Below are 11389 nucleotides of genomic sequence, written 5' to 3'. Positions count from 1 at the left end.
CTTAATCCTTTATCAGTCCCCATTAATAAAATAGTAAACTTACTTTATTCTATTTTGCAAAATGATAATTTTCGCAAAACAAAAATAGAAAAACCAACACAAAAACAATAATAACAAACAATATCATCAACTTAACAATTAAAACTATATTGGTTCATTACTTGCAATACCTATCTTAAGTAACAAATAAAATTTTACATACAATTGAGGGTAGTAAGATGAAAAGGAATAATGCTTATATTTGGGATCACAATTTGGCTAATATTGATGTTAACGCATTAATAAATAATATTATGGGTAATGGCGCCATACATTATAGACGCGTAGTAAAACAAGCGAGCTTGGTCATATCCACTTTTCTGTTTTTTACCCTATCTACTGCACAGGCTAGTAATGGACCTTTATTAGATTCAGCGCTAAATAACCAATCACTTTATGCCAGCAGTTATATAACGATGGGCGCACGAACAGTTGTCGGCGGTAATGTTCAAAGTGCAACAGCCATAACACTTGCTGCAAATGCGATTGTAGGTGGTAATGTTGAATCTGGAGCCTCAACAACCCTTGGCGCAGACGCAGCTGTTGTCGGCTATATCCAAGCAGGAACTACAGCAACACTTGGTGTGGCGTCTCTGGTTAATGGCGATATTGAAGCAGGAACCACAGCCACTATTGGTGCGAGTGCGATCATTGCTGGCGCTCTAACAGCAGGAACTACAGTAACAATAGATGCAACAGTAGAAGTATCTGGTGATGTTTTTGCAGGCACAACAGTAACTATAGGTGCCGGTTCAGTTTTTCATGGCAACATAGATGCAGGTACAACCACAACCATAGGCGCAGGGGTCCAAATAGACGGTATTCTTACGGCAAATTCTTTGCTGGCATCTCCCATCCCTAACTTAGTAACAAACCAAGAAGATTTAATTACAAGATTACAAGTAACATTGAAAGCTTTAGGTACTGGAACAGAACTTATATCGACGTCTTTTGGTACTAATGATGAAACACTTGAAGCGGGTATTTACAGTACCATAGATTATTTATCGATAGCTATCGGTAAGACACTAACCCTAGATGGCAAAGGTGTTGACGGTGTATGGATTTTCAACATTGCTAATTACCTAAGTTTAGCCGCAGATTCAAAGATAATACTAAAAGATGTAACAGATAACAGCACTATTATCTGGAATGTACTTGGTGACAAAACAGGCTCAGCTGGCTACACACAACTTGGCGCAGGTGCAGAAGCTCGTGGTTATATATTTGCAAAAGGCTTTGTTCAGACTGGTGCTAATGCTGTGATAGCGGGTGTAGGTGATGATTGTGGCGGTGCTTTTTCAGCCACTAATTTTATTGAGTTTGGTGCAGATAGCATCATCGGGAAAGAGGCGTGCATAAATGGCGTAGCTTTATCGGTAAACCAAGCCATTTTTGGGCAACCGTTTGCTGCTTGTCCAACCGATGCCTTTTTAATACAAGATACCTCAGCAACTTTATTTGGTGTGCAATTGGCTACCGGTCAGTATCAACAACTATCAAATACTATGGGCACAACAAATAAACTTAATGCGATGGGCTTTAATTTTCATGACCAATATCTTTATGCTTGGAGCACGGAATTTTCTGGACCTGTCCGTATTAATAATAATTATCAAGTAACCACATTACCCACAACTGGTTTACCCGAAATATCATTCTATGTTGGCGATATTGCCCTTGATAACAATGTCTATTATTTATACCGCCCTGGTAACACCAATGGTTTATACGCTATCCCATTAGATCCAACTGCCGATAATTATTTAGTTGCAGAACGTATTATTGATGGCAGTAGTTTAAATTTACGTATCTTTGATATGGCCTTTCATCCCTTTAATGGTTTCGCCTATAGTGTTGATAATATCGGTAACCTTCATCGTATTGATGTAAATAATGGCAGTTCAGAATTAATTAATAATGTTGGTGAATCAGGTACGTTTGGCGCTATTTACTTTGATGTCGATGAAAACCTTTATATTAGTCGTAACAACGACGGTAAAGTCTTTAAAATAGATACTAAAGAAGCAAACTCACTTGCTGTTTTATATGCTTATGGACCCAGTTCGAGTAATAATGATGGTGCACGCTGTGCCCTAGCCCCTGTTATTTCCACAGAAAAAGCGAGCATTGACTTTGGTGATGCGCCTGCATCTTACGGTAGCTCTGCTGAAGATAATGGGGCTCGTCATAGTACTGAAAATAATTCTATCTTTATGGGTATTAGCGTTGATGCTGAATTTGATAGCTTTCAATTTCCACTAAGTGATGACGAAACAGACGGTAATAATGATGATGATGGTGTTGCTTTTGTCACAGGTATAGAAGTCGGTAACCTAGCAGTCCTACAACTTGTTGCTTCATCTTCAGCCTTTGTAAATGCATGGATAGATTTTGATGGTAACGGTGTTTTTGGAACCGATGAGAAAATAATTGATGCGTTACCTGTTATTGCAGGTAGTAATATTATTTCATATGAAGTGCCGACATGGGCTGAAGCGAACAGTACTTGGGCACGTTTTAGAATAAGTAGCACTGCTGACTTAGGTCCAACAGGTGGTGTTAGTGATGGTGAAGTTGAAGATTATCTTGTGGATATAACAGAAGCTAACGTTAGCATAGAGTATTACCCAAGTGCTTCTGGCTGGGCTACTATTGCCTTTGAAGATAATTGGCCAATAGTCGGCGATTATGACTTCAATGACTTAGTGATGAACTATCGTATTAGTGAATATATACTTGATGGTGAAGTTATTCGAGTGAAACTTGAAGGGCAAATTGCCGCTGTTGGCGGGTCTTATCACAACGGATTTGCTTTCCAATTACCTGGTATTAGCAGAGAAACGATTAACGAAGATGATATCCGCTATACCATTAACAACGTGCCTCAGCTCACCTCACCTTTAGAGCAGGGGCGTGATAAAGCCATCGCAATAATTACCAACGACGTATGGGACTATGTAAGTGCGGGTGAAAACTGTAAGTATTACCGAAGTGAACCGGGTTGTGGTTCTAAAATTCAAATGCATTTTTCAATGACACTGCCAATGACCCGTGCAATTCCTATTGAAGAAATGCCTGCGTTCCCTTATGACCCATTTTTATTCGCTACTGAAAGCTATGAGCATGGTTATGTATTCGGACAGGCTCCTGGTAGAGCATACGAAATACATTTGCCCAATAAAGCTCCTACCGAAGCTTTTAGAACAGACTTTTTTAACAGAGGTGAAGATAAGAGCGAACCTGATAATGAGCGTTACTTTGTTAATGAGAATGGTATGCCTTGGGCGATCAATGTTGGTTCACAATGGCAATATCCTCTGGAATATATGGATGTAATTTACGCTTACCCCATGTTTTCTAGCTTTATTATCAATGAAGGTCGTATTGATGATGACTGGTTTATAGAAAATAATTCCAATATAAAAAATACCTTTTTAGATTAAAGGAGTGACATATGAATAAGCTATATATGAGTGTTCTATTAAGTGCTTTATTAACGGCATGTGGCGGCGGTGGTTCGGCCGGAGAAACAGTATCAGTAACGCCACAACCGGTAGTAGAAGAACAACAACCAGAGATTATTTTGCCTGACCCGATTGTAACCCAACTTGTGGTAACTGAGTTTATCTTAGCAGAAACTAGTCCCCTAGAGGCAAGAGCCGTGTTAGAAAGTAGTGCACAAACCAGCGGTGATATATCAGTACCCGATGGATTTTCATTAAATAGTGAGCGTTCATTTAATTTAAAAATAATCAGATCTGATGATGATGATCAAGCTGCCTATTTATCACTGTGCAGTGATTATCAAGAAAATAGCGATGGCAGCTATAACATTAATTATGATAGCTGCTTACTAAGAACATCATTGAATGAAGCGGTTTTTGAAACTGTAATTACCGTCACTAATGATACCGAGGGTTTAGTTGCAGCATTATGGTTTGTCGATGGGAGTAGGAATCCAATCATCAAAGATTGGCGCTTCTAATAACAGTATTGCAACGATGAGTAGACTGACTTGGATAGCCTTTAGTTTTTCTACTCGATAACGGCTTTAAGTATCGAAGATTATCCCCCTTACCGGCGTTATAAACTTGAGGTTTATTTAGACTTTTAAACAAAGGCTAAAAATTTATCACAACAGCGCTTGAGCGCTATCTATATATTGCCTACAATAGCGCAATTTTTTTATCATAGGTCACAAACATGAACGATACTACATCGCTACCCGCTTTACCCGATCGCCTATCAGGTAATCCCCGCAGCCCACATCATGTAGAAGAAATTTTTCAACACGAGATAGGTATTCGACTTAATGGCAAAGAACGTTTCGATGTTGAAGAGTATTGCATCAGCGAAGGTTGGGTAAAAGTCACCATGAACAAAGCGTTAGACCGTCGTGGTCAGCCACTTTTAATGACGGCTAAAGGCACAGTTGAAGCGTTTTACCGTTAAGCCTTATCAATAAAAAATAATAAGCTAATATGCCTTCTCCAAGGCATATTAAATATGGGTCAGCAAAGCAGTATCTACCTCGCTGCCTGACCCTACTTAACAATACAACGACGATCCAAATTTCTAGACTGTTTGAAATTTTCATCCCCCCTCTTCTACTGCGCTAAATTATCTAAATATTCTTATATATTAATTTATATATATTCACTAGACTCAGCAGATAAATATGTGATTTAGAAATTATCAGAGGTATTGAGTGGCGAATGTATTAATCGTGGGTAGAAGAGGTCGATGTTATCGAGCCGCATTAAAGCTGGGCCATAACGTTTTTCTCTGGAGTGATGGTCCCTTTCACGAAAGTCGAAAAGAAAAATTGTCGGGCTGTATTGAAACATCATTTGAAAGCGCAGAAAAAATGCTTTTAAAAGCTGAAATAGCAGCAATTCGTGAATTTAATATTGAATATGTTATCGCAGCCACTGAATCAAGTGTCGATATTGCTGCTATGGTTCGTAAAGAATTCAAACTAACAGGCACGCCACTTAACATTACCCGTATCTTACATAATAAAAACGAGATGAAGCTCAAAGCTTTAGAGCACAACATTCCTATTACAAAATTCCATCTCATCAATGACAACGATACGCCACAAGAATTAGTTGATAAGTTAGGCCTGCCACTTGTTGTTAAACCTGTAGCCGAATCGGGTGCAAGAGGTGTCATGGTGCTAAAAAGCTTAGCGGAAGTAGCATTGCATTCAAAGCCCGGCCTACTGGCTGAAGCTTTTGTTGAAGGAAGTGAAGTTAGCGTAGAAACGTTGATCCATAATGGCGTGCCAATTTTTCATAATATAACCGACTATCTTCACCAATGGAAAAAATCAATATTACCGGCAAATTTAACCCTCGCATTGCAAGAAAAAATCATCGCGATAAATGATCAAGTCATCAAAGGATTTGGCGTTAAAAATGGTATGACTCATGCTGAATTCTATCTGACTAAAGCGGGGCCAGTATTTGGCGAAATGGCCGTTCGCCCACCAGGTGGATACTATATGGAACTCATTCAATATGCCTATGGTTTCAACCCATGGAAAACCTATGTAGAGTTAGAAACTGGAGCGACTCCAACCCCGTTACCTGTCAAAGCTAATAAATTTGCTTGCGTACTCATGATCCATCCTGGTCCAGGAACTATTGATGAGATTTCCGGTATCGAGCAATGCAAAGCACTCAAAGAAATAGACCAATTTAAACTTAATATTGCAGCTGGAGATGAAGTTTACGCACACGACAGTACCAGCAGCGAGGTTGGCCATGTATTTATGTCAGGTGATTCACAAGAGATATTACTTGAGCAATTAAAGTTTATCGAAGATAACCTGATCATTAAGATAAAAACATAGCGAGCTCTGCATAGTCTCTTTACAAGCGTTCACTTAATCTAAAAAAGCTCGATAGACTTTTATCGCGCTTTTTCTTAAATTATTATCATTTCATTTATTATTTAACTAGGAGCACTTAGTGCCAACATCATCATTTATATCAGCGGCGTCAGACAAAAAAATTATAGCACCAATAGCTACAAAAATTCCTCATACGATGGAAAAACACAATCACCAACGCATCGATAATTATTATTGGATGCGTGATGACCTGCGCAGTGATGAAAAAGTTTTAGCACACCTTAATGATGAAAATAATTATGCTGATGCCATGTTGGCCAAGCAAAAACCTTTACAAGCACTACTTTTTAATGAACTTAAAGACAGGATTGTCAAGGACGATAATACTGTTCCAGCAAAAGATGGAAAATATTGGTATCACAGCGAAATTAATGGCGAGCAAGAGTTTTCCAACTATTACCGAGCAACAAGTTTTGCCGGTGAAAATAAAACACTCTTATTAGATGTTAATGAGCGCGCACAAGATCATGAGTTTTATGATTTAGGGGACTTATCAATAAGTCAAAATGACCAAATCATGTCAATATCTGAAGATACCGACAGTCGTCGTATCTATACCATTCATTTTAAAGATTTAACTAAGACATCTGATGGGCCAGATGCTTATTTAGCCGATATTCTTGTTGAAACTGAAGGACAAGTTGTTTGGTCGAACGACAATAAAACCCTTTTCTATGTAAAGAAAGATTTAGAAACTTTGCTTGGCACACAAGTATATCGCCATACATTAGGAACACCACAAGCTGATGATGTGCTTGTTTATCAAGAAGACGACCACCGTTTTTATATCAGCTTAGATAAGAGCAGAGATGACTCTCAGCTTTATATTTGTTTACATGCCACTGAATCTACACATTATTTAGTACTCAGTGCCGATGAGCCCAATGGGCAGTTTACCGAATTATTACCTTATCAAGAACAACATGAATATCACGCCGATAAAATGGGTGAATTTTTTTATATTGTGACTAACTATCAAGCTAAAAACTTCAGGTTAATGAAAGCCACGGCTGCACAAATTGATGATATCAATAACTGGCAAGAAATTATTCCCCACAGAGAAAATGTACTGGTTGAAGGCATTGAATTATTTCACCGTTTCATTGTAATAACCGAAAGAGAAAATGGTCAAATTCGTTTTATCGTGCACACAACTCAGGGAGAAAATGCCGGTCATCACTATCCACTATCTTTTGATGACCCCTGTTATTTTGCTTGTCTTGACGAAAATCCGGAGCCAAACAGTACCATCGCAAGATTATATTATTCTAGCTTAACAACACCCGATTCTTTATTTGAATTTGACTTAGCAACAGGTGAGCGAAAGTTACTGAAACAGCAACAAGTCTTAGGTGGCTTTAACCAAGACGATTATCAAGCAGAACGTCTATTTATTAACGCTCGTGATGGTGCAGCAGTACCAGTGTCAATTGTTTATCGTCGCAATAGTTTTAAAAAAGATGGTACCAACCCACTTCTTCAATACGGTTACGGTGCTTATGGCTTAACCATAGATCCTGATTTTTCGAGTCAAACGTTAAGTTTACTTGATAGAGGATTTGTTTATGTTATTGCCCATGTTCGTGGCTCAGAAATGTTAGGCAGGCAGTGGTATGAAACCGGTAAAAAAGCGCTTAAACAAAATACCTTTAATGACTTTATTGATGTAACTAAGGCATTAGTTGCCCAAGGATATGGCGCTAAAGATAAAATACTTGCTTCTGGCGGTAGCGCTGGCGGCTTATTAATGGGCGCTGTGGTCAATCAAGCACCGGAACTATACTTAGGCATTGGCGCTCATGTGCCCTTTTTAGATGTGTTAACAACGATGCTCGATGAAAGCATACCGCTAACCACCAATGAATATGACGAATGGGGTGATCCAAACGAAGCACAAGCCTACCAAGATATTTTATCTTATTCACCAATGGATAATATCACTGCTCAACACTACCCAAATATACTGGTGACCACCGGATTACATGACTCACAGGTTCAGTACTTTGAACCAATGAAGTGGGTAGCTAAAATGAGAGAGCTTAAAACAGATGATAATTTGTTGTTATTTAAGACAGATATGGACGCTGGCCATGGCGGTGCATCAGGACGATTTAAAAGTTTAAAAGAAAAAGCTTTAGAAATGAGCTTTTTTATCTCGCTATTAAACGAATAACGTTAACTGATAAAATCGTTTAACTTGTTACTCACAAGGATAATCTTTGTCCCTTGTGAGTAACCACAGCACCTATAAAGAATGTTCTTTACGACACTTATAATGTGTTTGTCATCGGTAGATTTTCAGTTAGCCATTGTTTGAACTGTGCTTTGGGTAAGGCGCCGGACATTCGAGCAATTTCTCTGCCGTGATGAAATATCATTAAAGTAGGAATAGAACGGATATTATGCCCTCCTGCGGTATTTTGATTGCTTTCAGTGTCTAACTTCACAAAACAAGCTTGTGTAAACATATCAGCAGCAACCTGTTCAAAAGTGGGTGCAAATTGTTTACAAGGCCCGCACCACGGTGCCCAAAAGTCGACAATAACAGGTAAACCGTTGTCGGTAATATAACGGTTGAAGTTTTTATCGCTACCAACAACAGGGTTAATAGAAAGCACAGCTTTACCACACTTACCGCATAGAGGCTGGTCATTGAGCTTAGCCTTAGCTAGACGATTTTTCGTACCGCAACTTGCGCAAACTATTTGAATAGGTGAATCAGTCATAGTAAATCTCACTAAAAAGTATTTTAAAATTCGTTTAATATAAAAAGTAAATATGGGTCTGTACGGGCTTTAATTCAAGCATCTAAATTAAGACCGTTAATTGCAACCCCATATAACTAGTTACTTATTGAAATATATATCTATTTATAAAGAATAAAAACCGCCACAATTAAACTTTACCCTTATCAGTTTTCGCATTAGCCGATCAGCACTTAACGTGTGCTTTGATATTTAATTTTTTTAACTGATTCATTAGCTCGATTAATATCTTTAAAAGATTAGCTTTGTTTAAGGTTATTTTTAGTTAAATATTTTTTCAATAATACCGGTAATGTTGTGATGTCGGTAACCAGAGCAACTATCATCGCCACACTGGTCAGTAAACCAAATAATATGCTTGGCACAAAATTAGAAAATATTAAGGTGCCAAAACCGATAACAATAACGGTAGTCGTATATATTAATGCATAGCCAATTGATAAATTTGTCCGCTTAATCCAATCATCGCTATTAGCTTGGCCAAGTTCCATTTCTTCTATATAGCGGTGAATATAATGAATAGTATCGTCCATTGAAATTCCCATAGCTACGGCGGCTATAGTAATAGTCATTAAATCTAGCGGAATCGAAAATATCCCTAAGACGCCCATAATCACTACGGTAGTAATAAAATTAGGCACTAAAGCAATCCAGGCAACTTTGAACGATGAAAATATAATCATCAGTGTTATCGCCATCGCACCATAAACAATGAGTATCGTCAGCACTTGCGAATCGAGCAAGCGTGACAGTACATCTTGATAAAGGATGAACAAACCAGTTAATGTATACTGCTGCTCTTTAATGCCCATTGCAGATAATTCTTTATGAATATGTGCCAACAAATCGGCTCTATTTAGGTCTTTAGTGCTGTCTTGAACCCGCATAGAAATTCGTATTTGGTTATTTTTTTCAGAAAAGTAAGCGCCAAAAAGTTTCTGCTGTAACTCAGTATCTAAACTTTTGTAGAGTGCGGTAAGTTCATATTCTGTCAGCGGTTTACCATAGACCACTTGAGCAATTTTAGTGAAGTCGGCAATTGAGGTTATCGCACCAATGGCTTGCTCTTTTGCTAACATATTTTGAATATCTGTTACCGTCTGCACTGCACTGGCTGAGATAACTAATCCTGATTTTATTTGCTTATCTGGAATATTCAATAACAGGTCAAATGGCGTCGAGCCTCCAAACTCTTGATCGATAAAGGTCAGCTCTTTTCGAACATTGGTTGATTCACTAAAGTAATTTAAAAAACTATTCTCTGCCGTTAACTTTAGGCAACCCAAGGCACCAACAAGGGTGATCAAAGTAGATATAATAATAATCTTTTTTGGCTGATTTATAACAAAAGTTGCTGCGCCTTTCATTCCCCTTTCAATCTGATGATGCTGCTTAACAAAACCTTGTTTATTAAAAATGACTAAGAGTAATGCGGGGAAAAAAGCCAAGCTAACAATGAAGCTGACCAGCATAGCAACAACCATCATCCAACCGAAACTTATAACCGGCTGAACACCACTAAATATAAGCGAACCAAAACCAATAGAGGTCGTTAAACCTGCATAAAAGCAGGGTTTTATTTTTTGTTTAATGGTTGCCAGTACAAGTGTTTGATGATCCCAGTCGATGTGTTTTAACACCAACTCTTGGTAATGTACAATAAGGTGAATTATCATCGCTAAAGACAAAATAATTTGCAGGGCAAATACATTCGCTGAAATAACAGTAACTTTAAAATCCAGTGCCGCGAGTAAACCTATCGTCATAACAACACTTGTTGCACAGCAAACTATGGGTAAAACTACCCAACTTACTTGTCTAAACAAAAACCACAACAACACAATAACCACCAGAATAATTAAAGCACCAAAAAGAACTAAATCATTCTGGATAATTTGAATTAACTCATATGACAATAAATTATTACCGCCTAAATAAAAGGCCCCGTCTTTTTTATAGGGCAATAGAAGCGCGCGAATATTTTCAATTTCATCAATACGAGTTTGCTCGAGTTGCTTATTAAGTTTCTGCTGTTGTTGCTTTAGCGCTTCAAGTGCATATTGTTCTTTATCGGTGAGTTCTCGGGTTAATAAGTGACGTTTAATGTCAATAATATCGTCATTTACCTGTTCAACTTTTTTATTTGTCTTAAAAACCACTTGCAACGAAAATGCCGTTTGAGCTTTGTTAATAAGCAAGCCCTCATACAAAGGGTGTTTTTTTAAACTTAGCGAGAACGTTTGCTCATCAAACTTTCTATTTTCCCAAGTTAACTCTTCAACATCCGCAGAGACTGTTTTAGCAGAAGAAAAAATAGGCACATTAACAATACTATTGACCTGTTTAACACGAGATACTTTCTCTATTTTTCTGCCAAGTTCAGATAAGATATCAAGATTAATTGTCGAAAATAACTGGCTGTTACTTGGTTTAAATGCAATCAGTATAAATTCTTCAGAGCCATAACGTTGATTGGCTAGCTGGGTTAAAATGTAATGTATATTGTTATCGACTAACAAAGTATCTGCAGAGGCATCAATCTCAAAGTTTTTCGCTTGCCAGGCTAATGTAGCCGTGAGTATGCAAAAAATAATACAGCTGGTATAAGCCCAAAAGGTTGCACTCGCTTTAAACATATTTATTCCACTTTTGGGTTAGAAGTACT

At 37.9% G+C, this 11389-nt stretch carries 7 protein-coding genes; 5 read left to right on the top strand and 2 right to left on the bottom strand.

Translation table 11 applies throughout. The annotated features are described in order from the left end of the window. Window positions 1-218: 218 nt before the first annotated feature. From H4J56_RS06910 to H4J56_RS06890, 5 genes are all read left to right on the top strand, one after another. Window positions 219-3485 (top strand): LruC domain-containing protein, encoded by a 3267-nt coding sequence (locus tag H4J56_RS06910; protein WP_259368167.1) that lies wholly within the window; start codon window positions 219-221, stop codon window positions 3483-3485. Window positions 3486-3496: 11 nt separating this feature from the next. Further along, window positions 3497-4027 (top strand): hypothetical protein, encoded by a 531-nt coding sequence (locus H4J56_RS06905; RefSeq protein ID WP_182259080.1) that lies wholly within the window; start codon window positions 3497-3499, stop codon window positions 4025-4027. A gap of 218 nt (window positions 4028-4245) precedes the next feature. Then, on the top strand, window positions 4246-4494 hold the full coding sequence (locus H4J56_RS06900; RefSeq protein WP_182173540.1) for a DUF3297 family protein: 249 nt from the start codon (window positions 4246-4248) through the stop codon (window positions 4492-4494). A 256-nt stretch (window positions 4495-4750) separates the two neighbouring features. Continuing rightward, window positions 4751-5899: an ATP-grasp domain-containing protein gene (locus H4J56_RS06895; protein WP_182250828.1), complete on the top strand. Its 1149-nt coding sequence runs from the start codon at window positions 4751-4753 to the stop codon at window positions 5897-5899. A 118-nt stretch (window positions 5900-6017) separates the two neighbouring features. Next, window positions 6018-8132, top strand: coding sequence for a S9 family peptidase (locus H4J56_RS06890; RefSeq protein ID WP_182259079.1), 2115 nt, complete (start codon window positions 6018-6020; stop codon window positions 8130-8132). 97 nt (window positions 8133-8229) lie between these two features. On the opposite strand, the gene trxC is transcribed toward H4J56_RS06890, so the two are convergent. Both trxC and H4J56_RS06880 read right to left on the bottom strand, forming a co-directional pair. After that, the gene (gene trxC / locus H4J56_RS06885; protein ID WP_182222910.1) at window positions 8230-8685 is read right to left on the bottom strand and encodes a thioredoxin TrxC; all 456 of its coding nucleotides are present in this window, start codon (window positions 8683-8685) and stop codon (window positions 8230-8232) included. Between the two features lie 278 nt (window positions 8686-8963). Beyond that, window positions 8964-11360 carry an RND family transporter gene (locus H4J56_RS06880; protein ID WP_182259078.1) on the bottom strand — a complete coding sequence of 799 codons (2397 nt, stop codon included), beginning with the start codon at window positions 11358-11360 and terminating at the stop codon, window positions 8964-8966. Window positions 11361-11389 lie beyond the last annotated feature (29 nt).

The sequence above is a fragment of the Colwellia sp. BRX8-4 genome, from assembly GCF_014077345.1.
Lineage (GTDB): Bacteria > Pseudomonadota > Gammaproteobacteria > Enterobacterales > Alteromonadaceae > Colwellia_A.
The sequence above is the reverse complement of the archived record's forward strand: the minus strand, read 5'-3'. Positions and strand labels throughout refer to the sequence as shown.